Source organism: Clavibacter sp. AC415 (assembly GCF_979252985.1).
In genome coordinates, this window is sequence record NZ_CEEDAR010000012.1 from 1 (window position 1) to 26,975 (window position 26,975).

Consider the following 26,975-nt stretch of genomic DNA (forward strand, 5'->3'; position numbering starts at 1 on the left):
ATGTCCTCTACTTCGTTCAGTTCTATGAAGCCGATATTAACCGTTCCTCGTGCAGTGTCGATGTTTTCGCATTTATCGTGAAACGCTTTCGCGCATTTCGTCGCTTCACCGCGCTCGAGGCCGAGACGCGCGCGATCATCCGCGATCGGCCCGACGTCCTCCTCGCCACCACCTCCTACGGCATCCGCCGCTGGTTCGAGGCCGCCGACGCGGCGGGCGTCGGCGACGAGCTGACCGAGGTCCTCGGCCGGGCGCGGATCCTCGTGCGCCGGCCCAAGGCGCGGGGCGCCATCCGCGCCGCGTCCCTCGACGACCACGGCATGAGCGAGCGGGAGACGACGACGTCGCTCGTCGACCTGGTGCTGCGCGGCGACGTGGCCGGGCAGACGGTCGCGGTGCAGCTGCACGGCTTCACCGACCCGGTGCAGCTCGCGCGCCTCGAGGCCGTGGGCGCGCACGTCCTGACCGTCGCCCCCTACCGCTGGACGGTGCACGAGGACTCGGCGCGCGTCCTGCGGCTGGTCGAGGCGGTCTGCACGGGCGGGATCGACGCCGTCACGTTCACGAGCGCGCCCGCGGTCGAGGCGCTGTTCACCACGGCGGATGCGGCGGGTCGGCTCGAGGACCTCCAGGAGGCGCTGCGCACGCTGGTGGTCGCGGCCGCGGTCGGGCCGGTGACCGCTGCGCCGCTCGTCGAGGCCGGGATCCTGCCCATCACGCCCGACCGGTTCCGCATGGGCGCCCTGATCCGTCTGGTGTGCGCGCACCTGGAGGAGTCGGGCGTGGCGCGCGTGGAGACCGGGCACGGCGCCGTGCAGCTGCGCGGCCGGCTCGTCGTGATCGACGGCGAGCGCCTCACGCTGAGCCCGGTCCCGCTCGCCCTGTTCCGGGCGCTCGTCGCCGCCGAGGGCGCCACGGTGCCGCGGCGGGTGCTCGCGCGCGCGACGCCGGAGCTCCTCGACGACCACGCCGTGGACGTCGCGATCTCGCGGCTCCGGCGGTCGCTGCCCAATGCGGGCATCGTCCAGACCGTCATCGAGCGGGGGTACCGGCTCTCCACCGTCTGAGCGGGGAAGGCGGCGGCGCGGCGGCTCGGCGGCCGGCGGCGCGGGGCCGGCGGCGGCTCTGCGGCACAGAGGCACAGCCGGGTCTGCGCCCCGGGGACGAGGCGCGGGGGCCGCGGGGAGGACGCGCGGCGGGGTCCCGTCCGCGAGCCTGGGGTCATCGCCCGACCGGGCGGTCGATCTGGAGGATCCCGTGCCCGTTTCCGTCGCCCCCGCCCCCGCCCCGACCGCGCGCGTCGCGGCTCCCGTCGCCCTCGCACCGCGCCCCGGCGATCCCGCCTGCGTCGCGTTCTCCGGCTCCGGCGCCTTCCGCCACGCGGGCACGACCAGCCTCGAGGTGGACCTCGCGCCGCAGGCCGCCGCGACCGCCGCCTGAGCGGCGCCTGAGGTCTGCGGGTGAGCGGCGCCGCAGGCCGGAGCGCGCCGGCGGGTGCCCCGACGCGACCTCGTCGACGGGCTCCCTCTCGGGTCCGGCGGGCTCGCCGCGGGGGCACCGGACGCCCCTGACTGGGGGTGCCGAGGCCATCCGACGCGCACCCCGGGGCTTCACGGTCGCCCCGCCCGCCGCCTAACCTGAGCGGAGGAGACCTTTCTCCAGCTGAGGAGCACCATGTCGTCGACCCCGCCGCCCGCCTCCCCGACGTCGGTCACCCCGTCGTCCGACGAGCCCGGCTGGTTCGGCGACGGCAAGGGCGACCCAGCGCTTCTGGGATGGCAGCCGCTGGACGCCGCTCGTCTCCGGCCGCCGCGTCTTCCCCGGCCGCGCGTCGTCGACGCCCGAGCCGCGCCTCGTGCTCGGAGTCACCGCTGCCCGAGGGCTACGCGCCCGGCGCCGCGTCCCCCGCGTCGCCCACGGGATCCCCCGCCGGACCCTCGGCGTCCGCTCCGCCCGCCGGCGCACCGCTCGCGCCGCCCACGGGCTCGCCCGTCGCGCCGCCCCCCGGCTACCCGATGTCGCCGCCCACCGGATCGCCCGTCGGCCCGCCCACCGGCCCGCCCGTCGCGGCCCCCGCCGGGTCCCCCCTCGACACGCCCGCCCGCACCTCGTCCGTCGCCAGCGCCTTCGCCCCGCAAGCCGCCGCCCCAGCGATGCCCGCCCGCCGCGGCCGCGGCCACGAGCGCCGCCTCCGCTCCCACGCCGCGCGCGCCGCCGGCACGGCTCCCGCGCTCCGCGGTCGCAGCACCTGGCCCTGGGCCGCCCTCGCGGTCGCGGCCGTGCTCGTCATCGCCGCGGCCGTCATCGCCGGACTGCCGGGGCTCCTCGTCGCCCTCGGCGTGGTCGCGCTCGTCGCCGGGCTCATCCCGCTCGTCCGGGACGGCTCGCGTGGATCCCCGGCATCCGCAGCCGCGCGGCCGGCGGCGTCGCGGCCGGCCTCGCCCTCGTGCTGATCGCCGGCGGCGCGGTCGCCGCGACCCTCCCGATGGCCCAGGACGACGTCGCCGATCCCGACGCCCTCGAGATCTCCGACGCGCGCCCCGTGCCGGAGACTCGCGGACCTCGCCAACCCCCTCCCGGTCTCCGCGGACGGCCTGGTCGAGATGGTGGACGTGACCCGCATGCGCGCCGTCGACGCCGGGGACACGCTCGCCGCGTCCGGCTTCGGCATCGCGTTCGCCGACGCCGCGGGCAGCGCGCTCGTGCGCCAGGACGTGTGGATCGTCGCGCGCCAGGACCCCGCCGCCGGCACGCGCGTCGAGCCCGGATCCACCGTCACCCTCACGCTCTCCGCGCCCGCACCGGATCGGATCGCCCTGCCGATCGTGCCCAAGGCGCCCGACATCCCGGCCCGGCCGGGAACCCGACCCGGCACGCAGCCCGGCACCGGAGGCGGCGGGAACGGCGGCGGCAGCACGGGCGGTGGCGGGAACGGCGGCAGCGGCGGACGCCGAGCACGCCGGCGCCCAGCCGCTCCGTACCGAGCCGTCGCCGCAGCCGACCGCGGACCCGCCGGTCGACCCGACGCCCGACCCGCAGCCGACGACGGACCCGCCGGTCGACCCGACCCCCGACCCGCAGCCGACGACGGACCCGCCGGTCGACCCCGGCCCCGCCGATCCGCCCGAGCCGACCACCCCGCCGGTCAGACCCGGACACGGGCGGCGAGCCGGTCCCCGAGACGCCGCCCGCCGAGGCCTAGACCCCCGACGCGTCCGATAGGGGGTCGGCCGCGGTCCCGGCGCCGCCCGCCCCGGCGCCGCCCGCCCCGTTGCCGCCCGCCCGCAGGTGCGCCCGCTGCCCGTCGCGGTCGAGGATGGTCAGGATCTCCGCCACGCCGCGGTGCGCGCCCCATCCCGTGGGGGACCATGGTCGAGAACTCGGCCGCGTCGCCCTCCTCCACGAGGATCGTGCGCTCGCCCAGCTGCAGGCGCACCGTGCCCGACAGCACCGTGAACCAGTCGCGACCGGGGTGCACGCCCAGCTGGTCGACGGGCACCGGCCGCGTCGGCGTCATGCGGATCTTCGCGACGAACACGCCGGACTGCCCGCGCCCGCCGCGCGAGGATCCAGGTCGTGCGCCGCCGCCTCCGCGTCCTCCTGGGGGCGGATCACCACGTCGGCGTCGTCCCCGGACTCGATGAGCGCGTCGAGCGACGTCTGCGAGCGCCTGGGCGATGGGCACGAGCTGGTCGAGGGCGATGCGGCGGTGACCGGGCTCGATCCGGCTGAGCGTGGAGGGGCTGAGGAAGCGCCGGGCCGCGAGCACGTCGAGCGACCAGCCCCGTGACTCCCGGAGGCTCCGGATGCGCTGCCGGACGAGGGAGTCGAGATCGGTCTCTTGCGTCATGGGCAAGATGGTATGTGCCAGGAGCACGCGTGCGCCACCCTGGGAGCATGCACCGCCACGACGCTCCCGTTCCCCACGACGCTCCCGCTCACCGGCATGCTCATGCTCACCCGCACGCTGCCGCGCGCCCCGACCACGGCCCGCACGGTCTCGCGGACGGCCCGCACGGGCCCGCCGACGCGTCGCTCGCGGTGATGCTCGACCTCGACGCGCGCATCCTCCACGGACACCTCCGCGAGCTGACCGCCTGGGTCCGCCGGCTCGCGCACGACGCCGCGGGCCGCGTCGTCGTCGACCTCGGCGCAGGGACCGGCACCGGCACGGTCGCGCTCGCCCGTCGCTTCGACCGGGCCGAGGTCGTCGCCGTCGACGCCGGACGATCCGATGCTCGCCCGCGTGGCCGAGCGCGCCGTGGTGGACGGCCTCGCGGACCGCATCCGGACTGTGCGCGCGGACCTCGACGAGGGCTCGCCGGGCTCCCCCCGGCCGACGTGGTGTGGGCGTCGCTCATGCTGCACGAGGTACGGGACCCGGCGGCGCTCCTCGCCCGCATCCACGACGGCCTCGCCCGCGGCGGCGGGCTCCTCGCCGTGGTCGAGATGGACGGGCCGCCGCGCTTCCTGCCCGACCAGCTCGATCCGGCGCTCGGCCGCCCGGGGCTCGCCCGGCGCCTCGACGACGCCGTCACGCACGGCGGGACCGGCGGCCCGTCGCACCCCGACTGGGCGCCGTGGCTCTCCGAGGCGGGACTCGTCGGCGTGGAGACGCGCACGTTCCGCATCGACCCGGATCCGGCGGACCCGGTCGCCGCGCAGGCGACGCTCCCCTACGCCCGCGCATGGCTGGCCCGGGTGCGCGACCGCTCCGGCGACCGGCTCGACGCCAACGACCGCGCGGCCCTCCACGCCCTCCTCGACCCGCGCGGCCCGCACGCGCTCGAGCGCACCCCGGGCGTCCGCCTCCGCGGCACCCGCACGGCGTACGTCGGGCGCCGGCCGCGCTGACCGGACGCGCCGTCAGCGCGGCCGGTCAGCGCGGCCGGGTCAGCGCAACCGGTCAGCGCAGCCGCGTGAGCGCGAGGTGCGCCAGCAGCGCCGCCATGTCGCCGAGCACGGCGTCGTCGAACACGACGTACGGCGAGTGGTTCGCGGCGCACGATGCGGGATCGACCCCGTCGGGCGACGCGCCCACCATCACGAAGGCGCCGGGCACGCGCTCCAGGACGAAGGAGAAGTCCTCCGATCCCATCATCGGGTGGGGCATGGTCGCGTAGCGCCCGGGCCCGAACAGCGCGGCCACCGCCTCCTCGACCCGCAGGACCTCGTCGGCGTCGTTCACCGTCGGCGGGTAGTGGCGCGAGAACTCGGCCGTGGTGGCGAGCCCGTGGGCGTCGCCGATGCCCTCGGCCAGCCGCACGGTCTCCCGCTCGAGGATCGCCAGGGCGCCCTCCGAGTGCGCGCGCACGGTCGCGCCGAGGCCCGCTGTCTCCGGGATCACGTTCCGCGTGGCGCTCCCGTTGAGCATCGTCACGGACAGCACCGCCGGGTCGAACACGCTGGTGCGGCGGGCGACCATGGTGGAGAGCGCGAGGGTCAGCTCGGCCACCGCGGGCACCGGGTCGGCGACCTTCCAGGGCGTCGACCCGTGGCCGCCGTCCCCGCGGTACGTCGCGTAGAAGCTGTTCGAGCTGGCCATGACCGGCCCCGGTCGCGACTGGAACGCGCCGCGCTCGCCGGGACCCACGTGCAGCGCGTAGGCGGCGACGGGCAGCGAGCCCGAGGCGTCGAGGAGCCCCTCCCCGATCATGATCTCCGCGCCGCCCCAGCTCTCCTCGCCGGGCTGGAACATGAGGAGCACGTCGCCGACGAGCTCCTCGCGCCGGGCCGCGAGGAGGCGGGCGGCGCCGACGAGCCGGCAGTGTGCAGGTCGTGGCCGCACGCGTGCATGCTGCCGTTGGTCGCCTGGTAGTCGAGGCCCGTCTGCTCGGCGAGCGGCAGGGCGTCCATGTCGCCGCGGAGGAGCACGGTGGGCCCCGGGATCCGCCGCGGAGCACGGCGACCACGGAGGTCGTGGCGGTGCCCGTCGTGATCTCGAGGCCGAGGCCCTCGAGGGCGGCGAGCACGGCGGCCTGCGTCGCGGGCAGGACGAGCCCGGTCTCGGGCTCGGCGTGCAGACGGCGCCGGAGGTCCTGCAGGCCGGGGAGCAGCTCGGCGGCGGCGGCGAGCAGCGCGGCGTCGGGAGCGGCGGGCGCGCCGGCGGATGCGGCGGATGCGGCGGGCGCGGTGTCGGTGTCGGTGTCGGTGTCGGTGTCGACGGTCATGCGGGGATCCTCGTCTCTCGGTCGGCGGTGGCCTCGGCCGCGACGCGGTCCAGGAGGCCGATGGTGTCCTTCACGACGCGGCCCGCCTGGGCCACGACGAGCACGTTGTCCGGGTCGCCGAGCCCGGCGATGTCGGCGAGGGGGTCGACGTCGGTGATCACGAGGTCGGCCAGGCGCCCGGCCTCGAGCGTGCCGGTCGTCCCGGCGATGCCGAGGAGCTCCGCGGCGGTCCGGGTGCCGGCGACGATCGCGTCCATCGGGTCCATGCCGAGCTCCGCCATCCAGGCGAGCTCCCGCAGGTTCTGGCCGTGCGGGCCGACGCCGAGTCGGTGCCGAGCGCGATGCGCACGCCCCGCTCGATGGCGTGCGCCACGTTGACCTTCGTGATCCCGGTCCACCTGGTCTTCTTCGCGTAGTGGTACGGCTCCATGCGGTCGCGGTCGATGCCGAGGAAGACGGTCGAGAGCGTCGGAACGAGGAACGTGCCGCGCTCCCCCATCATGTCGATGGCCTCGTCGTCGATGCCGTACCCGTGCTCGACGCTCGTCACACCGCCGAGCACCGCGGCGTGGATCCCGGCCGTGCCCTGCGCGTGCGCCGCGAGCGGCGTCCCGCCGTGCCGCTCGAGCTCGTCGGCGATCGCGCGGACCTCGTCGATGCGGAGCCCCTCGTCCTCGGGGGCGTCGTGCGGGCTGCCCATGCCGCCCGTCGTGCAGATCTTCACCACGTCGGCGCCGGAGCGGAGGATGCGCCGCGTCGCGCGCCGCACCTCGTCCACCCCGTCGGCGATCTCCGACATGGCCTCCGTGTGCGTGTGCACGGCGCCGCCCGGCAGGTGGAAGTCCCCGTGCCCGCCCGTGTGGCTGATGACCTTCACGGCGACGTGCAGCCGCGGGCCGACGATGAGGCCGCGCTCGACCGCGATGCGGTACCCGGCGCTCAGGCCGCCGAGGTCGCGGGCCGTGGTCACGCCCGCCTCGAGCGTGCGGCGGATCCGGTCGGCCGTCTCGAACGCGATCACGGCGGGCTCGGTGGCGACCCGGTGGTACGGGCCGTCGGCGCTGTCCATGGACAGGTGCACGTGCGTGTCGATGAAGCCCGGCAGCACCGTGCGACCGGCGAGGTCGACCGTGCGGGCGCCGGGCGGACGGGGCCGCGGCGGCTGGCCCGGCGTAGGAGATCACGCCGACCTCGTCGACGACGAGCACGGCGTCGTCCAGGGGCGGACGGCCGGTGCCGTCGATGAGGCGCGCGCCGGTGAGGCGCATCCCGGCGAGCGCGGGGACGGGGGGTCGGGACATGGGGATCCTCTCGTGCGGGCGGATGGGGCGGGAGCCGGCGCGCGGCCGGCCCCCGGTCGGTCGATGGAGGAGGGTCAGTCGATGGAGAAGCCGGGCGCGCCGGGCACGGCCGCGAGCAGCGACCGCGTGTAGGGGTGCTGGGGGTCGGAGTACACCTGCTCGGTGGGGCCCTGCTCCACGACGTCGCCGCGGTAGAGCACCACGACGTCGTCGCTCACATGCCGGACGACGGCCAGGTTGTGCGAGATGAACAGCATCGACAGCCCGAGCTCGCGGCGCAGTCGCGCGACGAGGTTCAGGATCTCCGCCTGCACCGACACGTCGAGCGCGGAGGTGATCTCGTCCGCGACGACGAACTCCGGCCGCACGAGGAGGCCCCGCGCGATGGCGATGCGCTGCCGCTGGCCGCCCGAGAACTCGTGCGGGTAGCGGTCGATCGCGTCGGCCGGCATGCGCACCACGCGCAGCCACTCCGCGATGAGGTCCCGGTGGCGGCGCACGTCCGGGTGCCGCGGGTCCACCGCCTCGGCGAGCGCCTGCCCGATGGTGCGGCGGGGGTCGAGGGACGAGTACGGGTCCTGCGGGATCATCTGCACGCGGCGGCGCATCGCCGCGCGGTCGCGGCGCCCGAGCGTCCGCACGTCGACGCCGCCGATGCGGATGCTCCCCGCGCTCGGCCGGACCGTGCCCACCAGGGCCTTGGCCAGGGTGGACTTCCCGGACCCGCTCTCGCCGACGAGGCCGACGGTGCGGCCGGTGCCGACCGTGACGTCGACGCCGCGCAGCACGCGCACCGACTGGGATCCGCTGCCGAAGACCACGTCGAGGCCGCGCACCTCGAGCATCGGCGGGCCGTCGGGGTCCCGCGGGGCCGGGATGGCGCTCGGGCTCGTGCTGTCGCTCGGGCCCGGGCTCGTGCTGGTGCTCCGGCTCGGGCTCGGGCTCGTGCCGGTCGCGCGCACGGCCGGTCGGACGTCGGCGTCGTCGATGCGGGCGCTCATCGCGCCACCTCCTGGGTGTCGGGCCGGGTGCCGGCCGTGCGGTCGGGATCGGCGCCGGGACCTGCCGCTGTGCGCGCCTGCTCGCCGCGCCAGTCGACGACCGGGAGCTCGCCCACCCGCTCGGTGAGGCTCGGCGTCGCGGCGAGGAGGGCCCGCGTGTAGGGGTGCACGGCCGTGGCCGCGTCGAGCCGGTCCGCGTCGATCTCCTCCACGATCTCGCCGCCGTTCATGACGAGCACGCGGTCGCACAGGGCGCGGACCACGCCGATGTCGTGGGAGATGAACATGACCGCCGTGCCGGTGTCCCGGTTGAGGCGCTTCAGCTCCCGGAGGATCTCCGCCTGCACGGTCACGTCGAGGGCGGTGGTCGGCTCGTCGGCGATGATCAGCTTCGGGTCGACCGCGAGCGCGGCGGCGATCATCGCCCGCTGCCGCATGCCGCCGGACAGCTCGTGCGGGTGCTGGCGCATCCGCTTCTCGGGGAGCGTGAGGTGCACGCGGCGGAGCGCGTCGAGCACGGTCGACCGGGCGGCGGCGCGGGACTGCCCGCGGTGGGTGCGCAGCACCTCCGTCAGCTGGGTCCCGAGCCGGAGCGCCGGGTTGAAGGTGCTGCCCGGGTCCTGGTAGACGAGGCTCACGGTCTGGGCGAGGACGCGCGGATCCACCCGGCCGAGCAGGTCGAGGTCGTCGAGCCGCATGGTCGCGGCCTCCGCCTCCAGCCCGTCGGCGAGGAGCCGGGCGACGCTCATCGCGGTGAGCGACTTGCCGGACCCGCTCTCCCCCACGATGCCGACGATCTCGCCGCGGCCGACCGTGAACGAGATGCCCTTCACCAGCGGCACCCCGGCGGAGGTGCGGACCCACAGGTCCTCGACCCGCACCATCGCGTCGAGCCCGGGGACGAGCGTGGTGCCGGCGCCGCGGACGGCGGCGGCCGACGCCCGGCGGCCGGCGCGGGGATCGGCGGCCGCCGCGAGCCCGTCGCCCACGAGCATGGCGGCGAGCCCCGTGACGACGATGAGGACGGCCGGGCCGACCGTCTGCTCGGGGCGCCCGGACAGCAGCGAGGGCAGCGCCTCGTTGAGCAGCTTCCCGTAGTCGTACTGCGGCGACTGCACGCCGAGGCCGACGAAGGACAGGGCGGAGATGGCCGTGAGGGACTGCGCGAACGTCGAGGCGGCGAGCACGAGGAGCGGCTCGGCCATGTTCGGGAGCATGTGGTCCGTGACGATCCGCCGGTCCCCGACGCCGAGGAGGCGGGCGGTGGAGACGTAGTCGCGCTGCGACACCTTCGCGGCGAGGTTCGCGGTGAGCCGCGCGAAGGTCGGGATGCCGGCCACGCCGATCGCGACGACGGCCGGGCCCGCGCCGGCCCCGAGGATCGCCGCCACCACCAGGGCGAGGAGGAGGCCGGGGAAGGCGACCATGACGTCGATGACGCGGAGGCACACCTCCCGGGCCCGCCGCGGCAGCAGCCAGACGGCCGTGCCGGCGACGATCCCGGCGAGGACGGCGATGGCCGTGGCGCCAAGCGTCATGAGGAGCGTCAGCCTGGTCGCGACGAGGCTCCGGGCGAGCATGTCGTGCCCGGCCTGGTCGGTGCCGAGCGGATGCGCCGCCGAGGGCGCCGCCGCCCGCTCGGCCATGGTGTCCGCCTGCTCCTGCAGGAGGAGCGGCGCGACGATCCCCACCATCACGACGGCGGCGAGGAGCACGAGGCCCGTCACGAGGCCAGGCGTCCAGTGGAAGCGGCGCGGCGTGGCACCGGGCGCGGGGGCGAGGGGCCGGGCGGACGGTGCGGTCGCGCTCGTGGTGGTGTCAGTCATGTCGTCCTCCGAGGGTGCGCGAGTCGATGAGGCCGAGGGCCACGTCGACGAGCAGGTTGACGAGCGCGGCGATCATCCCGAGGACGAGCACCATGCCCTGGATCACGGGGAAGTCGCGGTCGAGGATGGCCTTGATGATCCCGGTGCCGAGCCCCGGCAGGGCGAAGACGCTCTCGATGATGAGCGCGCCGCCGAGCATCCCGCTGAGGATCAGGCCGCTCAGGGTGAGCGTCGTGGTCAGGAGGTTCGGCAGCACGTACCTGAGGTGCAGCGGGAGCGCGCCGAGCCGCCAGCCGCGGGCCGTGCGCACGTGGTCCTCCTCGAGCACCACCTGCGTCTCGCGGCGGACCACGCGGCTGATGGTGCAGATCGGGCCGATGGCGAGCGCCGCGATGGGCAGCACGTAGGCGGCGGCGCCGGCGCGGGCGTTGTAGGCCGGCGGGAACAACGGCAGGATGCCCACCCCGAGCGCGAGCACCACCACCAGGATCGTCGCCATCACGTAGCCGGGCACCGAGTCGAGGAAGCCCGTGACGGCGCCGAAGGCCGTGTCGAGCCACCGCCGGCGGCCGCCGCGCGTCTGTACGCCGATCAGCATCCCGAGGGGCACCGCGACCACGAGGACGACCGCGATGCCGACGAGCGCGATGGTGGCCGTGAACGGCAGCCGGTTCTCGATGATGGTCGCGACCGGCTGCCGGTACTGGAAGGAGGTGCCGAGGTCGCCCTGCGCCAGCTGCGCGACGTACGCGCCGAACTGCTGCAGGACGGGCTGGTCGAGCCCGAGCTCCGTGCGGAGCGCCTCGATCTCGTCGACGGACGCGTCCGCTCCGGCGAGCGCCACCGCCGGGTCGCCCGGGATGAGCTGCACGATGAGGAACGACAGGACGACCAGCGCGACGAGCGTCCCGACGAGCCCGAGGGCCCGGCGCACGGCGAAGTCGAGCCAGACGGAGCGGCCCCGGCGGGCCGGGCGGGTGCCCCGGCCCGGGCCCGCGGGGTCGGCCGGGGAGGCGACGGCCGCGGCGGGAGCGGCAGCGGCGACGGTGTCGGCGGTCATCGAGGATCCCCGGGTCACTCGGCGACGACGCGCATGGTGGACGGGTCGATGTAGTCGTCGAAGGCGCGGATGCTGATGCCCTCGGCCGTCACGACCGTGGTCGGCACGGCCGCGAGCGGCGCGGCGGACACGGTCTCCAGCACGGACGCCTGCGCGGCCTGCATGGGCCCGCACCGCTCCTCGGGGTCGACGACCGCCATGGCCTCGGTCAGCGCGGCGTAGCCCGCGTCGTCGACGACGCCCGTCTTGTTGCGGCCGCCGTCCTCCTGGCTCGGGCCCATGACGCGGAGCAGCGACGAGGTGAGCGTGCCCATGAGGTTGATGTCGCCCTGCAGCGTCACGTCCCAGCCCGTGGGCGAGCCCGTCGTGGTCGACCAGTTGGCGTTGTCCAGCTCGTCGTAGGAGACGTCGGCGCCCGCCGCGCGGAGCACCTCGGCGATGTACTCGTTGCCGGGGCCGAAGAGCTGGGTGCCGACGAGGCGGATGGAGACGCCCGCGAGCGCCGCGGACGCCGCCTCCGGGTCCTCGGGGACGAGGAGGCCGTCGTCGGTGCTGACGCAGGAGACCGCGTCGGAGCTGACCGAGGCGATGCGCTCGCCGCGTCCGTCGGTGAGGACGTCGGTGAGGGCCACGCCGTCCACGGCCTGCGCGACGGCTCGGCGGAGGTCCGGGCGGCCGGCGAACGGCGATCCCTCGCGCTGGTTGAACAGGAGGTACGACGTGAGGCCCGTGACCTGCGTCGGCGTGAACGCGTCGTCGCCGTCGAACCGCTCGACCTCCTCGCCGCTGAAGCTGGCGACGTCCACCCCGCGGGACAGCAGCTGCGTCGCGAGGGTGGCGGGGTCGGCGATGGGCGTGAAGGTCACGGTCGTCGCCGGTGTCCCCTCGAGCGGATCCGCGAAGGCGGGCCACGCGTCGTAGTCGTCGCGGAGGGTCATCTCGTAGGAGACGGCGGGCTGCGACGCGGTCAGCGCGTACGGCCCGGAGAACGCGCCGGGCACCGTGCCGGCGAGCAGCCCCTCCGGGTCGGCGAGCCCCGCGGGGCACACGATGCCCGAGTGCGGCAGCGTCATGCCGGTGAGGAAGTCGGCCCAGTCCTCCGACAGCGCGACGTGCACCGTGCCCGCGGCGTCGTCGGGGGTGATCTCGGCGGATGCTCCCCCGAGCGCGAGGGTGCGCCCGGTGGAGGCGGTGACGGGATCGGCGAAGCGCGTGAGCGAGTCCGCGACCACCGTCGGCGTGATGGGCGTCCCGTCGGCGCAGCTGGCGTCGTCGCGGATGGTGAAGGTGTAGTCGGAGGCGCTGGCGGCCTCCCAGTCGGTGGCGAGGCCGCCGACGAGGACGTTGCCGTCGTCCTTGCGGAGCAGCGTGTCGAAGAGCATGCGGTCGACGACGTAGTCGTCGGCGGCCCGGGCGAGGGCGGGGTCGAAGCCGCCGGGGTCGGTGCCGAGCGTCGCGTTGATGCTGTCGCCCGCGCTGCCCGCCCCTCCCGAGGCGCACGCGGTGAGCGAGAGGGCGGCGAGGGCGGCCAGCGAGGTGGCGGCGAGGTGGCGTGGTGCGGGCATCGGTCCTCCGGTGGGGCGGGTGCTGCGGATGGGGAGAGGGGCGTCGTCGCCGCCGGGGCGACGGATGCGCCACCGGTCCGCGCCGTGCGGCGCGATGTGACGATGCTGCGCCTGGCGCGCCTGCTCCTTCGCCTTCGAGGCACGAATCGGCAGGATTCTTGACACCTCGCGCATCCGGATGCCAGATTCATGCCATGGCCGACCCCTTGGATTTCCAGCTCATTAACGCCGTGCAGATCAGCCCGCGCATCTCGTGGGCCCAGCTGAGCGGGATCCTGCAGGTCGACGCGTCGACCCTCTCGAGGCGCTGGCAGCGCCTGAGGGACGACCGGGTCGTGTGGTCCACGTGCTTCTACCTGGAGCCGCCGAGCGCGGGCGCGACCGAGGGCCTCGCGCTCCCCCGACGCACGGCGCTCGTCGAGGTCATGTGCCGTCCGGGCCACCGCGAGGACGTCATCCGGGCGGTCTCGGGCCGCCGGCAGATCACGAGCGTGCACTGCACGAGCGGTTCCCGGGACCTCTACCTGACCCTCTCGGCGGCCGACCTGCTCGCCATCGACCGGCTCGTCGACGAGCTCGGCAGCTCGGTGCCGGGCATCGCCGGCACGCGCACCCACCACGTCCGCCGCTTCTTCCAGGAGGGGTCGAGCTACCGCGTGCCCGCCCTCACGGCGGCGCAGGCCCGGGCGGTCGAGGCGACGCTGCCCCAGAACCCCCGTCGCGCGACGCCCACGCAGGCGTACCTCGACCTCATCGAGGCGCTCACCGACGACGTGCGGCGGCCGGTCTCCTCCGTGCAGCAGCGCGTGGGCAAGTCGCTCGCGTCGGTGTCGCGCGGCATCGACACGCTCCTCGCGGCCGGCTGGGTGGGGTGGCGCATCGACTTCGCCTACAACCTGCTCGGCTGGGAGAGCTCGGCCATGATCTGGCTGAGCGTCGCGCAGGCCGAGATGGAGAAGGTCGCGGCGGCCCTCCGGCTGTTCCCGCAGCTGAGGATGTGCGCTTCCGTCACCGGGCAGGCGAACCTCGTCGCGTCGCTGTGGCTCCGGAACCTCGAGGAGCTCGACGACATCGAGAGCAAGCTCACCCGGGTGTTCCAGAACCTGCGCATCGTGGACCGCTGGGTGGTGCCGCGCGTCGCGAAGCGCACCGGCCACCTCTTCGACGACGAGGGACGGTGGAGCTCGTTCGTGCCCATGGGGCTGGACGCCCACGTCGACGGGTGAGGGCGGCCGTGCCGCGCGTCGGGCTCGGCGCGCCGGGCGGGCTCAGCGCACCGGTCGGGCTCAGCGCGCGCCCGGCTCCGGGTCGTCCGGGCGCGCCCAGGCGATCGCGACGAGCCGGCGCAGCACGTCGAGGTCCACGTGGTCGAGGGTGCGCACGTACACGCAGCCGGCGCCCTCGGTGAAGGTGCCGAGCGACGGGAGGAGGGCCGCGCCCGCGGCCAGGTCCTTCAGGCCGTAGAGGGAGAGCTGCGCCTTCCGCGGCGAGAAGGCGGTGCGCGGCCAGATCCCGCGCGTGCGCGGATCCCGGGCGGAGACGAAGCGGAAGCTGCCGTAGCCGACCATCGAGGGTCCCCACATCACCGGGTCGACGCCCGTCACCTCCCCGAACACCTCGGCGAGCCGGATCCCGTCGGCGCGGCGGCGCGGAGGCGTCGCGGCGTCGAGGAACGCGGCGACGTCCTGGTCGGTGGGCATCGTCTTCGCTGCGGCCATGCCGCCAGTGTGGCGGTCCGGGCGCGCCGCGGCCAGCCCTGCCCGCGCCCGGTCGGTCAGGGGGCTGCGGGTGCGGTCGCCGCCGGGCGTCCGGCGCGTCCGCGGACGAGGCGCACCGCGAGCGCCGCCAGCAGCACGGCGACGGCCGCGGCCGCCCCGCCGCGCGTGATGGCGGCGAACACGACGCCCCGCAGCGCGTCGACGTCGCGCGGCACGCCCTCGACGACGACGGGCACGAGCACCGCGGCGAGGCCGATCAGCGCCAGGGTCGCGGCGAGCGCCCGGCGCAGCGCCCGCTCCCCGGGCGGGCGCCGGCGCGCGGCGCGGTGCACGGCTGCGGTGCGCCGCAGCCAGCGGATCCCCGCGACCACGAGCACGACCGTCCCGCCGATCGAGGAGGCGTACTGGATCCACCGGAACCCGGGCAGCGGGCCCCACTGCTCCGCGAGCGCCGGCAGGAGCTCGGTGCCGAGGCGCCCGGCGTGCGTGAACGCGTCCCAGGCGACGTGCGTCAGCACCCCGACGAGGAGCGCGGCCAGGGCGAGGAGCGCGCCGCGGACGGTCGGCCGGGATGGCCGCGCCCACGCGCGCGGCAGGCGCGACGCGATGCGGGCGGGCAGCAGCGCGTCGGCGGCCGGCCGCAGCAGGAGCAGCCAGACCCCGAGCAGCACGCCCGCCGCCGGGAGCGCGGTCGCGAACAGGCTCGGGAAGGCGTGCGTCGCCGCGTAGTCGAGGCCGCCGGGCAGGAAGAGCGGCACGTCCGGGGCCATCGCGCCGGCCGCGACGGCCGCCGCGGGGAGCGGCCCGCGGACGGCGGGCAGCGCGACGACGGCATGGCTGACGGTGAAGGGCACGGTCCATCCTGACGCGATCCGGCCCGGCACCGCTCCGCCCGCCCCGTCCCGCCGTCCCCGCCCCGTGCGTCCCGGATGCGCCCGCCGTGGGGTGCGGATCGTCCCCGACCCCCTACCGTTGAGGCATGAGCACTGACGACACCGCATCCACCCCCGACGCGGACGCCGCCCCCCGCACGACCTTCAGCGACCTCGGCCTCTCCGACCAGGTGCTCAAGGCACTCAAGGACGTCGGCTACGAGACCCCCTCGGCCATCCAGGCCGCCACGATCCCCTCCCTCCTCTCCGGCCGCGACGTCCTCGGCGTCGCGCAGACCGGCACCGGCAAGACGGCGGCGTTCGCGCTGCCGATCCTCTCCAACCTCGACGTCGCGCAGAAGACGCCGCAGGCGCTCGTGCTGGCGCCCACGCGCGAGCTCGCGCTCCAGGTGTGCGAGGCCTTCGAGCGCTACGCGTCCGGCATGCGCGGCGTGCACGTGCTGCCCGTCTACGGCGGCCAGGGCTACGGCGTGCAGCTGTCGGCGCTCCGCCGCGGCGTGCACGTGGTCGTCGGCACCCCCGGCCGCATCATGGACCACCTCGACAAGGGCACCCTCGACCTGTCGCAGCTGAAGTTCCTGGTGCTCGACGAGGCCGACGAGATGCTGAAGATGGGCTTCGCGGAGGACGTCGAGACGATCCTCGCGGACACGCCCAAGTCGAAGCAGATCGCGCTGTTCTCGGCCACGATGCCCGCGCAGATCCGCCGCATCTCGGGCAAGTACCTGCAGGACCCCGAGGAGATCACGGTCAGGAACAAGACCACGACCTCCGCGAACACCACGCAGCGGTACCTCATGGTGTCGTACCCCCAGAAGGTGGACGCCCTCACCCGCATCCTCGAGGTCGAGAACTTCGAGGGCATGATCGTGTTCGTCCGCACCAAGAACGAGACGGAGACGCTCGCCGAGAAGCTCCGCGCCCGTGGGTACGCCGCCGCCGCGATCTCGGGCGACGTCGCGCAGGCGCAGCGCGAGCGCACGGTCGAGCAGCTGAAGTCCGGCAAGCTCGACATCCTCGTCGCCACCGACGTCGCGGCCCGCGGCCTCGACGTGGAGCGGATCAGCCACGTCGTCAACTACGACATCCCGATCGACACCGAGTCCTACGTGCACCGCATCGGCCGCACGGGTCGCGCCGGGCGCAGCGGCGCGGCCATCAGCTTCGTCACGCCGCGCGAGCGCCGCCTCCTCACCGCCATCGAGAAGGCCACCCGCCAGCCGCTCACCGAGATGCGCATGCCGAGCGCGGAGGACGTGAACGTCACGCGCCTCACCCGCTTCGACGACGCCATCACGGCGGCGCTCGACGACCGCGAGCGCCTCGACGCGTTCCGCGACATCGTCTGTCACTACGTGAACCACCACGACGTCGTCGAGTCCGACGTGGCGGCGGCCCTCGCCATCGTGGCGCAGGGCGACACGCCGCTCCTCCTCTCCGCCGACGACCTGCGCCCGCCGCGCGTCGAGCGCGAGCGCCGCGACGACCGCCCGTCCCGCGACGGCGACGACCGCGGCGAGCGCCGCCCCCGCCCCGCGCGCGGCAGCGGGAACATGGCCACCTACCGCATCGACGTCGGCCGCCGTCACCGGGTGGAGCCGCGCCAGATCGTCGGCGCGCTCGCCAACGAGGGCGGCTTCAGCCGCGAGGACTTCGGGCACATCGACATCCGTCCGGACTTCTCGCTGGTCGAGCTGCCCGCCGGCCTCGACCAGGACCGGCTCGACCGCCTGTCGAGCACGCAGATCAACGGCCGGCCGATCGACATCCGCCCCGACCGCGGCGGCCCCCGTGCCGCCGAGCGCGGCGCGGCGCCCGAGCGCCGGGGACGCAAGCCCCGCGACTGATCAGCGGAGCCTCCTCGCGACGCTTCCGCGACGCCGACGGCGGCCCGTCCCCGCACATGGGGGGCGGGCCGTCGTCGCGTCGCGGGCGCCCTGCCGCCGGCCCCGATCCCGGCCGGTAGCGTGGGCCGATGGATCCCGTCACCCTCCGCACCCCGCGCCTGACGCTCCGCCCGCCCGTCGTGGGCGACGTCGACGCGATCGCGGCCGCCTGCCGGGATCCCGCGATCCAGCGCTTCGTCCCCGTCCCCGTGCCGTACGGCCGCGGCGACGCGGTCGCGTACGTCACCGGCCTCTGCGCCGACGGCTGGGTCGCCGGCGACCGCCTCACGTGGGCCGTGGTCGAGGGCGACGCGCTCGTCGGCACGGTCGGCCTGCACGACGTCGCGGACGGCGCCGCGGAGATCGGGTACTGGCTCGCGCCCGGGGCACGCGGTCGCGGGCTCATGCGGGAGGCGGCCGCCGCCGCCGTCGACCACGGGTTCGACAGGATGCCGGGCCTCGGCCTGGCGCGCATCGGCTGGCGGGCGTACGCCGGGAACGCGGGATCCGCCGCCGTCGCCCGCGCCCTCGGCTTCCGCTTCGAGGGGGTCGCCCGGCTCGGGGCCCTCGGCCGCGACGGCCGCGAAGACGACTGGCTGGCCGGCCTCCTCGCGACGGACGACCGGTCGCCGCGGCCCTGGCCGGTCCTCGCGTGAGGTGGATCGCACCGACGCCGATGCGCTCGTGGGCGCCGGCGCCGGCGCCCCGATCCGCCTAGGGCGCCGGGATCGTCAGCGCCCACGCGCGGAACGACGCCGCGTCGGCACCCGTGAGCACGGCCGCGGGGCGGGGCATGGGATCGCGGACGGGCACGAGCGCGAGCGCGTCGCCGGGGAGGCCGACGAGCACCTCGCCGACGATGGAGTCGGGCGACGCCGTGTCCACGCGCACGAGGCAGACGGTGCCGCCCGGGACCTCCGGCCGGTCCGCGTCGACCGACTCCGCCATGCCGCCGCGTCCGGTGGCCAGGGCGTGCAGCTCGTCGACGCGGAAGCGCTGCGCCACGTCCCCGGCCACCAGCAGCACGCCCGTCTCCGTCGTCCCACGCCGCCCGACGGGCACGTCCGCCAGCGTCGCCGACAGGCCGGATCCCGACCACGGCCGGATGCTCGCGAGCGGCCGCGGCTGGCTCTCGCGCGACCGCTCCTCGGGGCTCCGGCGCCACGGCCACTCGTCGAGGGAGAGGAGGGCGCCGACGAAGGCCCCCGCCACGAACGGGATCGACGCCCCGAGCATCGGCGAGGCGTTCAGGGCGGACGCGACGCCGACCACGCCGACGAGCAGCAGGACCCGGACCCAGCCGTTCCGCACGGCGTAGACGGCGAGCGCCACGGCGATGCCCGCACCGGTGAGCCCGAGGAACGCCCACAGCGGCACGGCGCCCGGCCGCAGCGCGGCCACCGCGGAGAGCACGAGGACGACGGCGATGAGGACGCCCGTGAAGATCATCGCCCCTCGGCGCTCGCGGGCGGTGCGGGACGGCTTCGACGGGGACACGGGGCTCCTGGTGGGCGGCTCGGGGTCGGCGGGGTCCGGATGCGGACCCGCCCAGCCTGCCCGAGACGGTCCCGGCGGCGGCACCGCGCCACGGCCCCCGAGCGGGTGCCGGGCGGCCGGGTGCCGGTCGGCCGCCCCTCGAGTGACGCCGCTCAGCCGACGACAGGCCGCTCAGCCGGCGACGCGGCGCAGCTCGAGCACGCCCGGGATCAGCTGCCGCGTCGGGATCTCGCCGCGCGCGAAGTCCCCCCACACCTGCCGCACCCGCCGGGCGTCGCGCTGCACGCCCTCCCACGGCGCACCCGCGAGGAGCCCGGCGCCGCGCCACGCCTCCTCGTCCCCGAACAGGAGCGGCAGGTCCACGGTGTGCGCGGCACCGAAGGGGCTCCCGGGCGCCGACCAGCGGATCGCGTACCGGTGCGCCGTGCCGCCGGCCCGCGCGTGCCGACGCGCGAACCGGCGCCCCGGGCGGCCGTAGACGATGCCCGTGACGGCCGCGACGGCGGCCCGGCGCACGAGCGGCCCGACGACGGGCAGCCGCGTGAGGCGCGCGAGCCACGGGATGCCCGGCAGGAACAGCCGCGCCTCCTCGGCCGTGTTCCCGATGAGCAGGTCGATCCCGGATGCGGCCCGTCCCCACGCCGCCTCGAGCCGCGACTCGGGCGGCAGCGGCGCCTGCCCGTACTGCGTGGCATCATCTACATTTGACACCATGACCTCCGTCGCTCTGTAGGCACGCATCTCACAGTCCGACGAGTCGTCCGTGTCCATCGAGTCTCAACTAGCTAGCCTCCGCGCACTTGCCGCTCGTGAGGAATACACGATCTATGACGAGTACGTGGATGACGGGATCAGCGGCTACAGCGGCAAGCTTCGCCCCAGCTTCCGCCGTCTCCTCGTAGACGTGACGAGTGGCAAGGTCCAGCTCGTCCTAGCTCGGCACCAGGACCGCTTATCTCGCAATGACGAGGACCTGTGGCAGCTCCGGCTCGCGTCGGCTAAGCACAAGGTCCGCTGGCAGATGGGTGACGGGTCTATCGTCGACCCCAGCACGGCCTCAGGCGGGCTCACAGCCACCATCACAGGCGCGGTTGCTGGGTATGAGTCAGCTATAAAGACGGAGCGGCTGAGGGCTCACTACGCCGCTAGGAGAGCAGAGGGTGCCGCGCTCCCGGCTCAGGGTTCCGTTCGGCTACATGCCCGACAAGATCACTCCTCACCCGACTCAGGGTCCCGCGGTCCAGTGGGCCTACTCGCACGTGCTCGACGGCGGTTCCCTTAGCGCCGTCCTCCGGGCATGGAACACGCCAGGGCCGACGTTCCAGGCACCGAACGGGACCGCTAAGAAGTGGGCCGCTACGCCCCTCAGGCACCTCCTTGCACGTCCGTACAACGCCGGGCTCGTCGGCTACATGGGCACCCTCGTCCCCGGCGTGAGGGGCATATGGGAGCCGTTGGTCAGCGAGCAGGACTGGACTGACGTACAGGCGATCCTTGCTGACCCAAACCGGCGCACAAGCCCGGGTCCTAGGCAGGCACACATGATGGGCGGAGTCGCCCTATGCGGCGTCTGCCACTCCCCCATGCGCAGCGCATCCAAGCGCGACAAGGGCAAGTCTTACGCCGTGTACCGGTGCACGTCTTCAGACCGCACGAACGGGCCTCATGCTTCCATCAAGGCCAGCAAGCTCGATGCCTTAGTAGCCAACGCTGTAGCCGCCGCATTCATCCATGGTCGCGACGTTCTGCCCGAGCAGGACACGACGGGGCTTCGAGCCCTTGAGCTTGAGTTGACGCAGCTACGCGAGGGCCGCCAGCGCGTCTCTCGTCTAGTGCTCGCGGACCTCATGCCCGAGGCAGAGGCAGCGGTGCAGCTCGCCGAGGTCAAGGCTAAGGAGAAAGAGCTAGAGATACGGATCCAGGAGCAGCGGGCGCAGATCATCGGCGGCACCCTGACTCAGGACGTGCGGTCGCTGGTCGATCCGGTCACGCATCGTGTGGACATGAACGCCTGGGTAGATCGACGTAGGGCCCTCAGAGAGCGCTTCCTGGCCCTACCCATAGAGGATCAGCGCAAGGTAGTCGAGGCCCTTCTAGGGATCGTCGTGGGCCGCGGATCGAGCAACGAGCGGGTGACCGTCCATTACCTCACGGTCCCCTCGCTCAATGACTCGGCCCCCGAACTTGATTCTGAGGGCCCCTGACCGTATAAGTCTTAGGGGTTGATAGGACCGTCTATGACAGCTGAGCGCCGTCGTGTCGATAGTACGAAGCAGGGGCCGCGGCTCGACAGCCGCTCTCGGACGCGGCCAGATGCCCAGAGCCCTGACCGAAGTTGAGAACCGCAAGGAGGCGCGAGTAGGTATGACAGATAACGTAGCTAGTCCTGGCATCGACCGCCCGCCCGCGCCGCCAACCGCTGCCGCTGATCCGCCTACGGTCTCCTCTAGCCCCTTCGTTCCTAAGCTTGACCGCAGACGAGTGACGTTCGTACCCACGGAGGAGACTGAGACCAAGCAGTCGAGGGATGCTCACGCTCGTGACTTCCCTGCTGCAGTAGACCTCAGCGTCTTTCCTCGCAGAGCCGACTTCGAGCCCGAGTACAAGGGCGAGACCTACGTCGGCAGGGTCATCTCACACTTAGCCTCCTACGCATTGCGCTGGCTCAATGAGGACGCCAAGCACGAGCGGAAGCTCACCGCGGCCGAACTACGAGATGGGTCTTGGAGGACCGCTGTACGCCTGTCTAGCGCCCTCGCGGACTACATCGAGGTTGCGGGCCGAGACGCATTTGTGAGTGCCTATGACATGGACAGCAAGGCCGGACGGGGTAAAACCTACCTCCTCTGGGAAGAGCTCTCTGACTTCTGCGATGCCCGATCGGCACACGCGCTCAGCGCATGGGACCCCGAGTTCACATCGAAGCTCAGCGAGGCGGGACGCAAGGGAGGCACGAAGAGCCGGCGAGGGCCGAAGATCAGTCGAGCGGACTGGGAGGCCGTGGCTGGCTACTCCAAGCGAGAGCAGGCCGAGATGCTCGGAGTCAGCAGCCGAACCGTCGCACGCTACCGAGTCAATCCACCCTCCTAGGTGTCAGACGGTTGCTAGCGGGCCCTCTCGCAGTTCACCGACACCCGAAGCCGCGTCATGACTGCGGGCAGCAAGGACGTGGGGATGCTTGTCATTGACAAGATCACGAAAACGCCCCCTACAGGCGCGGTCGCACTGCGGAGACAATTAGTTACGCGATCGGATCAGTGGCGAGATCCGATTGCCGGACTGGAAACTGGAACTCGTACTGTCGGGTCACAGACTCGATGACGGTACCGACCCAGTCCGGGGCGTCCGGGGCGACGTACACAGCTTCGATGAGCTCGTTGAGCTCGACATCGACAGCGATGACGGGCGGCTCGGGCCCGACCGTCAAAAGCGGGCCCTCTTCATCGGAGCCGGACGCAGACAGTCCTGTCATCATGACCAGGCGAACCTCGCGTTCGTGGGCGAAGCTCTCACGCTTGTGCATGAAGGGGTCGAACATGTTGCTTTCGGGTATGAAGGCGGTGTTGTAGTTCACGTAGCGCACCTTCGCGCCGAAGATGCTCCGCCCAGAGGTGATGCTGCGGGTCAACCGTCCCCAAGTTGAGCGAACAGCCACGCCGCGTCCTTCTCGCTGGTAGATGTCCCACATGGCCGCCGACTCGATGCTCGAGAGATGCCAGCAGTTGAGGTGCATCAAGCGTAGGACATGCGCGCGTCGCGCGTCAGCCTGAGCAGTCATCACCTCGAAGTGCTCGCCATACAACTGCGGCCGAAGGATCAGGTTCTTCTGCCCGTAGGAGCCCTCCCACCGATCACTCATCTGGTCGGCTCGGGCGAAGTGCAAAGCCGATGACTGGATGAGAGACAAGTACCGTGCGAGATCCATGTACCGCCAGACCGGTTCGTCATCCTCAGGGTGATTGACAAAGCTGGGGTGGCCGTCATCCATGAACACGATCACAAGCTAGCGGAACGTCTCGAGCAGACGGCACAGGCCAGCATCATGTATTAGAAACGATCGTCTGCGAGACGCCATCGGACAGCGCCACGACACGCCGTGCCAAGTGTCTCAGAACCCGTGTCCGAATGACTTGTAACGCCACCAGCGTTAGCGTTACACTTGCAAGCATGACCTCGCACCGCATCGGCTACTCCCGAGTCAGCACGACCGATCAGAACCCTGAGTCGCAGCAGGACGCCCTTTACGCGGCTGGATGCTCTCGGGTGTACGTGGACCACTTCACCGGCACGAAAGTCTCGCGGCCGCAGTGGGACCGCGTGAAGGATGTCCTGCGGAAGGGCGACACCCTGGTCGTGACGCGCCTCGACCGCCTGGGACGTTCGACAAAGGATCTGTTGGAGATAGCTGACTGGATCCAGATGAACGGCGTCGCGCTCGTCGCCACGGAGCAGGCCATCGACACGACGACAGCGGAAGGACGGCTGTTTTTCACGATGATGGCCGCGTTTGCGGAGTTTGAGCACGCACTCATGAAGGGGCGCACCCTGGATGGGCTCGCAGCGGCCCGAGAGCGCGGCCGAGTGGGAGGCAGGAAGCCCAAGCTGACGGCCCAGCAGATCCAGGCGATCCGCACACGCCACGATGCCGGAGAGGGCGCAACGGACCTCGCGGCATCCTTCAACGTGTCCCGGCCGACCATCTACCGTGCCCTAGAGTCCTGACGCTCTTGGCTCACTCCGCCGGACCAAAGCGGTAGATGCGCCTGTTGTCCTGACTAGCAACTTCGAGTGAGCCCCCGTCAGACGCGATACGCCACTGGAACTCTGCTCCCTCTACTGGTTCTAGGACGCTTCCCGTGAAGGCCGTGACGAAGTGATCGTCGACGTCCTCAGTGAAGGGCCCGATGACGTCGAACTCCGCGCCCCATTCGGGCTGCACGTCATACTCGCGAAACTGCTGCCACTGGTTGAGCATCATCGTGAGCAGCACGTGCCCGTGCAGTGACGAGTTCGGCGGCAAGAGAACTTGCCTGACCGCATCGTTCAGCGTGTCCCCATCCTGGTAGAAGCCGCGTGACGTCAAAGGCGCGCTTCCAGGTCCGTCGTTCCTGATGGTGACGGGTACCGTCACGCGGAAGGGAAAGAACTGCGTCAGGCCCTCACCAAAGTCGAACACCATGCCCGGGCTTGCTGGCTGCCACTCCAGCTCGGGGTAGTCCTTCTCCTTCCACCACAGCGTTCCCGGCTTTCCAATCGCCGCAGCGTCATAGTGAGCGAAGACACGAGGCGCGCGTGCATCGAGCCGGGCTCGCTCCGACTGCCGGAAGGTCGCTCGGGATAGCTCCAGAGACTCCCGAGCAGCGGCAGCGTTGTCCTCCGCAACTCTCACAGCGTCTTCAGCGGCGTCGGTGGACTTCTTGACGAACTTGGTCTGTCTGGCCACGTAGATGATGGCCGCAGACGAGGCGATGGCAGCCAACGCCGTGAAAAAGACACCAGCCGCGTCCACGAGAAGTGCCAGAACTCCAAGGATCGCTTGCACTACTAAGTCAGCGATCTCCATCAGCCCGCTCCTCGCCTTCGCGGAGGAACTCTAGATACCGAACGCCTAGGGGCGTCACAGTGAACGACTCCGATGCGTCTGGATAGAACGCGGGTCCGGAGCCGTTACTCGCCACTGCCTGTGCAGGGATCAGGGTCACAAGCCCATCAGCTTCCATGCTGATAGCGACTCCGCGTACATGACTTTGCGTTATGACGGCTTGTTGCTCCTGGGTCAAGGTGGCCCAAACACGCTTAACGGCGTCGTCGATGGGGTGCGAGGCCGCCACCATGAGAGACGCGAGGCTGCTCAGGACAGTCGCCTCCAACGCTTCGTGCTTGCACGCCACGCGAAGGAAGTACTGAGTCTCGTCATCCCATCCGCGTATAACGCCGGAGGCAAGTGCCTCTCGCATGCGTTGCCTTTTGTCCGGATCAGGGGTCTCCAACGAAGCGTTCACGACGCGGTGGGATGCGGCGTAGAAGGCTTCACCTAGGTGCGCGAGAGCTCCATCGATGCTCTCGATGTGATCGGTCACGCGCACCAAGCTTGAGTTGATCCCGGTGACGATGCGCTCGAACTCCCGTTGCGCGACGCCATCCCTGGCCATGCCGATGACGACACCTAGTGCACCACCCGCCAGGGGGACCAGTTTGCACGACCGCCTCAGCGCCGTACGACGCGTTCTTGCCCAAAGCACTTCCCATGAAGCGCGCGACGGGTCCGGGCTGATCCTCGCTGGGTTCACCCAAGGTCTTCGACATGGCACCACGGTACGTGTACCGCACCGAGCGCCGCGCCCCCAGACCAGGGTGGCGAGGGTTGACACAGCGGTGCAGCAACACCAGCGCCTCGGTGGCACGCGACACGACCGGGGCGACGTCCTTAGTTTTAGGTCTGAGCGCCACGCCGCCCGTCGCGAGCCCGCCTCGGGTGTATGCCCGGCGAGCTAGCCGGAAGCGTGTAGCGCAGGTGGGTCGGACGAAGTGACTTTGTGCTCGGTACCCAATCCGTCCATACGCGCGTCACCCCTCCGGACGTTGTAACGACCCCGTCAGCGCCCCTCGAGGCGCTAATTGCGTCGACCACAAAGAGGTCAGTCGGCTGGTAGGTCTGGGCGTGGTCGACTTCACCCTGGGTGAGCTGAACGGTGGCCAAGTCGTCGCCCATCGATCCCTTGACCTCGACATGCCGCTCGAGCCCGTCCAGCATCACCCGCAGGTCGTAGGGCTTACCGAGCTCCTCGATCTCCGTCGCGCCGCTAGCCCGGTAGTGGTCGATGGCCATGCGGACGGCATGGCGCTCAAGTGCCATCCGCTTCGCTGCGTCCGAGAGGTACCCCTGGCCCTGACCTTGACGCACCGTCTGCCGGCGACCGCTCGTCGCTTCAGGGGCCGCGACCGGTTCATCCTTGAAGAGCATTGCTACAAGGGCGGCAGGAAACTTCACAAGGTACGCCTGCGTAGCACGCAGCTCGCGACCGCCGTAGTTGTAGAAGGGCGGGTACACAGATCCCCCGTGGACGCGGCGACCATCTTCGAGCACTTTCAGCACCCTGGCACGGCGAGCGTTAAGGTCCGAGCGTGTGACGGGATGCTCAAGTTCGGAGTAGTTGGTCAGCGGCATGCTCCACGTCGGGCCGATTGTGGGGACACCGCGCTCGCGACCTCTGGAGCCCCTTGCTTGCCACGACCAAGTGATGGTCTCGAGGGGACCCACGGCCTCGGACCATCCCACGATGGACGGCTCGCCTGCAGAAGTCTTACTCCAGTGGAGTACGCGGTCGCCAGGCTGTACGTAAGTGGTCAGGTCGTAAGACCACTGAGGCTTCCCCGTCCCGCCCGCCTGTGGGGCGCGCAGGTACTCCCCGAGCCCGGTCGGGTCGTCGCGGATCTCCATCCAGTACGCCTCGGCTGGGTCCGCAGCCCACCAGTTGTTGATGCCCATGGAGGTAACCCTGGCAGAGGGCAGTCCCTCCATGCTTCCGCAGTATGCAGTCAGTAGCGCGATGACCGGCGTGGCGTGCTGAGGCTGAGAGCACGCCACGCCCAGCGCGGCCCGTGGGAGACCAACCCCCCGCGCTGCTGTGCTGCCGGGAACCACAAATCGTGGCCCGGCAGCAAGTCTTCGATCCTCAGACCGTTTCCTCGGTCTCTTGAACCACCTTGGCGAAGGTGGCGAGGTCCATGACCACGTAGCTCTCCGAGCCGCTTCGTGGCGGTCTCTGCCACACGCAGGCGTAGAGCGGTACGTCGTGAATGGCTGCCTCACGGGACGCCTCATCTAGACCGCCGGAAAGGTCACGTGTCGTCTCTGTGCGCGTCTTGACGACCCACCGGGAAAGACCCAGGACATCGCTAGCCGGCTGATCGTCATCCTGAGCGAGGCGGTCGCTGAGTCGACGGAAGCCTTCGTGAGGTCTAGGGCTGGTAGCTAGGCCGCCCTCGCTGAGGATCAGCGCCACGAGTTCGCGGAACCGGTAGCTACGGAGTGAATACGAAGTCGAGCTCACGGTT

25 protein-coding genes and 3 pseudogenes are annotated in these 26,975 nt (G+C 72.4%); 12 read left to right on the forward strand and 16 right to left on the reverse strand.

Going from position 1 to position 26,975, the window contains the following annotated elements:
- Nucleotides 1-77: 77 nt before the first annotated feature.
- From ACZ411_RS03600 to ACZ411_RS03615, 4 genes and pseudogenes are all read left to right on the forward strand, one after another.
- Entirely contained in the window at nt 78-1,067 is a 990-nt protein-coding gene (locus ACZ411_RS03600; RefSeq protein WP_464168589.1) for a uroporphyrinogen-III synthase, read from the forward strand.
- A 190-nt stretch (nt 1,068-1,257) separates the two neighbouring features.
- Entirely contained in the window at nt 1,258-1,440 is a 183-nt protein-coding gene (locus ACZ411_RS03605) for a hypothetical protein (RefSeq protein ID WP_094115526.1), read from the forward strand.
- A 335-nt stretch (nt 1,441-1,775) separates the two neighbouring features.
- Entirely contained in the window at nt 1,776-2,453 is a 678-nt protein-coding gene (locus ACZ411_RS03610) for a hypothetical protein (RefSeq protein WP_464168592.1), read from the forward strand.
- A 168-nt stretch (nt 2,454-2,621) separates the two neighbouring features.
- Nucleotides 2,622-2,732: pseudogene (locus tag ACZ411_RS03615) on the forward strand (hypothetical protein); the annotation flags it as partial.
- 413 nt (nt 2,733-3,145) lie between these two features.
- On the opposite strand, the gene ACZ411_RS03620 reads toward ACZ411_RS03615, so the two are convergent.
- Nucleotides 3,146-3,850 (reverse strand): helix-turn-helix domain-containing protein, encoded by a 705-nt coding sequence (locus ACZ411_RS03620; protein ID WP_464168594.1) that lies wholly within the window; start codon nt 3,848-3,850, stop codon nt 3,146-3,148.
- A gap of 47 nt (nt 3,851-3,897) precedes the next feature.
- Here ACZ411_RS03620 and ACZ411_RS03625 point away from each other — a divergent pair, with 47 nt between their 5' ends.
- Nucleotides 3,898-4,854: a class I SAM-dependent methyltransferase gene (locus ACZ411_RS03625; RefSeq protein WP_464168596.1), complete on the forward strand. Its 957-nt coding sequence runs from the start codon at nt 3,898-3,900 to the stop codon at nt 4,852-4,854.
- A gap of 52 nt (nt 4,855-4,906) precedes the next feature.
- On the opposite strand, the pseudogene ACZ411_RS03630 reads toward ACZ411_RS03625, so the two are convergent.
- The 6 genes and pseudogenes from ACZ411_RS03630 to ACZ411_RS03655 form a co-directional block, all read right to left on the reverse strand.
- Nucleotides 4,907-5,856, reverse strand: a pseudogene (locus ACZ411_RS03630) (M20 metallopeptidase family protein).
- A gap of 310 nt (nt 5,857-6,166) precedes the next feature.
- Nucleotides 6,167-7,239 (reverse strand): annotated as a pseudogene (locus ACZ411_RS03635) (metal-dependent hydrolase family protein).
- 306 nt (nt 7,240-7,545) lie between these two features.
- Nucleotides 7,546-8,472, reverse strand: a complete 927-nt coding sequence (locus ACZ411_RS03640) for an ABC transporter ATP-binding protein (protein WP_464168598.1) — start codon at nt 8,470-8,472, stop codon at nt 7,546-7,548.
- Nucleotides 8,469-10,298: a dipeptide/oligopeptide/nickel ABC transporter permease/ATP-binding protein gene (locus ACZ411_RS03645; RefSeq protein WP_464168600.1), complete on the reverse strand. Its 1,830-nt coding sequence runs from the start codon at nt 10,296-10,298 to the stop codon at nt 8,469-8,471. Before ACZ411_RS03645 ends, ACZ411_RS03640 begins: the two co-directional genes overlap by 4 nt.
- The gene (locus ACZ411_RS03650; protein ID WP_464168602.1) at nt 10,291-11,358 is read right to left on the reverse strand and encodes an ABC transporter permease; all 1,068 of its coding nucleotides are present in this window, start codon (nt 11,356-11,358) and stop codon (nt 10,291-10,293) included. The genes ACZ411_RS03645 and ACZ411_RS03650 overlap by 8 nt, the downstream gene beginning before the upstream one ends.
- A 14-nt stretch (nt 11,359-11,372) precedes the next feature.
- Nucleotides 11,373-12,923, reverse strand: coding sequence for an ABC transporter substrate-binding protein (locus tag ACZ411_RS03655; RefSeq protein WP_464168604.1), 1,551 nt, complete (start codon nt 12,921-12,923; stop codon nt 11,373-11,375).
- Nucleotides 12,924-13,117: 194 nt separating this feature from the next.
- Here ACZ411_RS03655 and ACZ411_RS03660 point away from each other — a divergent pair, with 194 nt between their 5' ends.
- On the forward strand, nt 13,118-14,149 hold the full coding sequence (locus tag ACZ411_RS03660; RefSeq protein ID WP_094115519.1) for an Lrp/AsnC family transcriptional regulator: 1,032 nt from the start codon (nt 13,118-13,120) through the stop codon (nt 14,147-14,149).
- A gap of 60 nt (nt 14,150-14,209) precedes the next feature.
- Here ACZ411_RS03660 and ACZ411_RS03665 read toward each other — a convergent pair whose 3' ends face one another.
- A complete protein-coding gene (locus ACZ411_RS03665) occupies nt 14,210-14,641 on the reverse strand; it encodes a DUF1801 domain-containing protein (RefSeq protein ID WP_104291341.1) in 432 nt (143 codons plus the stop codon).
- A gap of 56 nt (nt 14,642-14,697) precedes the next feature.
- The gene (locus tag ACZ411_RS03670; protein WP_464168607.1) at nt 14,698-15,495 is read right to left on the reverse strand and encodes a DUF4184 family protein; all 798 of its coding nucleotides are present in this window, start codon (nt 15,493-15,495) and stop codon (nt 14,698-14,700) included.
- A gap of 125 nt (nt 15,496-15,620) precedes the next feature.
- Here ACZ411_RS03670 and ACZ411_RS03675 point away from each other — a divergent pair, with 125 nt between their 5' ends.
- On the forward strand, nt 15,621-17,381 hold the full coding sequence (locus ACZ411_RS03675) for a DEAD/DEAH box helicase (RefSeq protein ID WP_464168609.1): 1,761 nt from the start codon (nt 15,621-15,623) through the stop codon (nt 17,379-17,381).
- A 128-nt stretch (nt 17,382-17,509) separates the two neighbouring features.
- Nucleotides 17,510-18,076, forward strand: coding sequence for a GNAT family N-acetyltransferase (locus ACZ411_RS03680; RefSeq protein WP_464168611.1), 567 nt, complete (start codon nt 17,510-17,512; stop codon nt 18,074-18,076).
- Between the two features lie 58 nt (nt 18,077-18,134).
- Here ACZ411_RS03680 and ACZ411_RS03685 read toward each other — a convergent pair whose 3' ends face one another.
- Nucleotides 18,135-18,917: a hypothetical protein gene (locus ACZ411_RS03685; RefSeq protein WP_464168613.1), complete on the reverse strand. Its 783-nt coding sequence runs from the start codon at nt 18,915-18,917 to the stop codon at nt 18,135-18,137.
- Between the two features lie 171 nt (nt 18,918-19,088).
- On the reverse strand, nt 19,089-19,658 hold the full coding sequence (locus ACZ411_RS03690) for a hypothetical protein (protein WP_464168615.1): 570 nt from the start codon (nt 19,656-19,658) through the stop codon (nt 19,089-19,091).
- A 22-nt stretch (nt 19,659-19,680) separates the two neighbouring features.
- On the opposite strand from ACZ411_RS03690, the gene ACZ411_RS03695 reads away from it, so the two are divergent.
- The 3 genes from ACZ411_RS03695 to ACZ411_RS03705 all read left to right on the forward strand — a co-directional run bounded on the left by ACZ411_RS03695 (nt 19,681) and on the right by ACZ411_RS03705 (nt 22,007).
- Nucleotides 19,681-20,199: a recombinase family protein gene (locus ACZ411_RS03695; protein ID WP_464168617.1), complete on the forward strand. Its 519-nt coding sequence runs from the start codon at nt 19,681-19,683 to the stop codon at nt 20,197-20,199.
- Entirely contained in the window at nt 20,114-21,121 is a 1,008-nt protein-coding gene (locus ACZ411_RS03700; protein WP_464168619.1) for a recombinase zinc beta ribbon domain-containing protein, read from the forward strand. The genes ACZ411_RS03695 and ACZ411_RS03700 overlap by 86 nt, the downstream gene beginning before the upstream one ends.
- 277 nt (nt 21,122-21,398) lie before the next feature.
- A complete protein-coding gene (locus ACZ411_RS03705; RefSeq protein WP_464168621.1) occupies nt 21,399-22,007 on the forward strand; it encodes a hypothetical protein in 609 nt (202 codons plus the stop codon).
- A 151-nt stretch (nt 22,008-22,158) separates the two neighbouring features.
- Here ACZ411_RS03705 and ACZ411_RS03710 read toward each other — a convergent pair whose 3' ends face one another.
- A complete protein-coding gene (locus tag ACZ411_RS03710; RefSeq protein WP_464168623.1) occupies nt 22,159-22,911 on the reverse strand; it encodes a DUF2971 domain-containing protein in 753 nt (250 codons plus the stop codon).
- A 173-nt stretch (nt 22,912-23,084) separates the two neighbouring features.
- Between ACZ411_RS03710 and ACZ411_RS03715 the strand changes: the two genes are divergently transcribed.
- Nucleotides 23,085-23,639, forward strand: a complete 555-nt coding sequence (locus ACZ411_RS03715; RefSeq protein ID WP_464168625.1) for a recombinase family protein — start codon at nt 23,085-23,087, stop codon at nt 23,637-23,639.
- Between the two features lie 10 nt (nt 23,640-23,649).
- Here ACZ411_RS03715 and ACZ411_RS03720 read toward each other — a convergent pair whose 3' ends face one another.
- The 4 genes from ACZ411_RS03720 to ACZ411_RS03735 all read right to left on the reverse strand — a co-directional run bounded on the left by ACZ411_RS03720 (nt 23,650) and on the right by ACZ411_RS03735 (nt 26,923).
- The gene (locus tag ACZ411_RS03720; protein ID WP_464168627.1) at nt 23,650-24,480 is read right to left on the reverse strand and encodes a hypothetical protein; all 831 of its coding nucleotides are present in this window, start codon (nt 24,478-24,480) and stop codon (nt 23,650-23,652) included.
- On the reverse strand, nt 24,467-25,069 hold the full coding sequence (locus ACZ411_RS03725) for a hypothetical protein (protein WP_464168629.1): 603 nt from the start codon (nt 25,067-25,069) through the stop codon (nt 24,467-24,469). The genes ACZ411_RS03720 and ACZ411_RS03725 overlap by 14 nt, the downstream gene beginning before the upstream one ends.
- A gap of 281 nt (nt 25,070-25,350) precedes the next feature.
- Complete coding sequence (locus ACZ411_RS03730) at nt 25,351-26,406, reverse strand: protein NO VEIN domain-containing protein (protein WP_464168631.1); 1,056 nt, start codon at nt 26,404-26,406, stop codon at nt 25,351-25,353.
- A 187-nt stretch (nt 26,407-26,593) separates the two neighbouring features.
- Nucleotides 26,594-26,923 carry a hypothetical protein gene (locus tag ACZ411_RS03735; RefSeq protein WP_464168633.1) on the reverse strand — a complete coding sequence of 110 codons (330 nt, stop codon included), beginning with the start codon at nt 26,921-26,923 and terminating at the stop codon, nt 26,594-26,596.
- Nucleotides 26,924-26,975: the final 52 nt, after the last annotated feature.